We start from the raw sequence: 1,450 nt of genomic DNA, 5'->3' as shown, positions 1-1,450 counted from the left end.
CTTCGAGGGCATGCACGCCCAGTACGAGCACTCGCCGCCGACGAGCTCGGCCTCGACGATCGCGACGCGGATGCCTCGCCGGGCCGCGTAGTCGGCGACGTTCTCGCCCACGGGGCCCGCGCCGATCACGACGAGGTCATAGTCGAAGCCGGTCGCCCCTGCGTCCGTCATGCCGTGGCCGCCCGACGCACGAGCACGCTGAGGCGGATCGCCGAGATCAGGAAGAAGACCCCGCCGAGGATGGCGTACCCACCCACCGAACTCATGCTGCTCGCGCCCTGGAGGCCCTGCAGGAAGAAGGAGACGCCGGCCAGCACCGAGATGCCGCCGCTGAGGATCTGCGGCACCTGGCCGCCCGTGCGGCGACGGATCACCGCGGTCAGGAGCTGCGTGATGCCGGAGAGGAACGCCCAGATGCCCCAGACGGTGAGCGCCGCGGCGACCGACGTAGCCGAGGTCACGCCGAGGGCGATCGCGACGAGCACGCTGACGACGACATTGATCCATTCGGTCACCCGGGGCTGCGATGCCGCCCCTTCCGATCGGATCTGCCACAGCACGGACGCGGCGTCGACGAGCGGATAAATCACGACCAGCACGGTGAGCAGGGGCGCGCCGAGGTGCGCCGTCAGGATCAGGACGACCGCCCAGACGACGGCGAAGGCGAAGCGGAAGAAGTACAGGCGGCGCAGGAAGGCGGCAAGCCGCGGGTCGGTGCCCGTGCTCGGGGTGGTCATGGTGGTTCCTCTCTCGGATCGAGCGACGATGTAGAGTTACTAGTTCGTCTACATGGGCAACGATAGGCTGTTCGCAGCTCTGGTGCAACAGTTCGAGAGAGCGGAGCGGGGCATGAGCGCCGACACGGCAGCGCAAACGACGCGGGCGGCATCCGCCTCGGGCACCCGCGCGCGCATCCTCGAGGCGGCGACCGAGCTCTTCTACGCCCAGGGCATCCGCGCCACGAGCGCCGATCGCATCATCGAGCAGGTCGGCATCACGAAGGTCACCTTCTATCGCCATTTCCGCACCAAGGGCGACCTCGTCGTCGCCTACCTCGAGGCGCAGGCCGCCGCCGAGCGTGGCTGGATGGAGCGGGCTCGCGGGCAGGGAGACCCGGTCGCCTCGCTGCGGGCGCTCGCCACCGGCATCGGCTCCGCGAGCTGCAGCCCGGGGTTCCGGGGGTGCCCGTTCATCAATGCGGCCGCCGAGTACTCTGACCCGGCCGACCCGGTGCGCGGTGCCGTCGACGCCCACCGGCGCTGGACGCAGGATCAGTTCGCGGCCATCGCCGCCGAAGCCGGCGTCGACGACGTGGATTCCGCGGCGCGCCAGCTGATGCTCCTGCGCGACGGGGCCATGGTGAACGGCTACCTCGGCGACCCCACCACCGTCGGGGACTCGCTGGGCGCCGCCTTCACCTCGATCGTCGCGGCCGCCGGGGCGACGACCG

3 protein-coding genes are annotated in these 1,450 nt (G+C 70.6%); 1 reads left to right on the top strand and 2 read right to left on the bottom strand.

All coding sequences use genetic code 11. The features are described from left to right. Positions 1 to 171: FAD-dependent oxidoreductase (locus ACM2XV_RS15215; RefSeq protein WP_487027552.1), on the bottom strand; the 171-nt coding region annotated here is incomplete at its 3' end. Further along, entirely contained in the window at positions 168 to 737 is a 570-nt protein-coding gene (locus tag ACM2XV_RS15210) for a DUF308 domain-containing protein (protein ID WP_487027551.1), read from the bottom strand. The genes ACM2XV_RS15210 and ACM2XV_RS15215, both read right to left, overlap by 4 nt. A gap of 112 nt (positions 738 to 849) precedes the next feature. Between ACM2XV_RS15210 and ACM2XV_RS15205 the strand changes: the two genes are divergently transcribed. Then, positions 850 to 1,450, top strand: a 601-nt coding sequence (locus tag ACM2XV_RS15205; protein WP_487027550.1) for a TetR/AcrR family transcriptional regulator, incomplete at its 3' end; no start/stop codon positions are given.

Source organism: Gryllotalpicola sp. CP2-P1 (assembly GCF_057512245.1).
This window is presented reverse-complemented; position numbering and strand designations above follow the sequence as displayed.

What these genes read in the sequence shown, in the direction of transcription:
- ACM2XV_RS15210 (WP_487027551.1), bottom strand. Translation starts at nt 737, where the DNA reads ATGACCACCCCGAGCACGGGCACCGACCCGCGGCTTGCCGCCTTCCTG.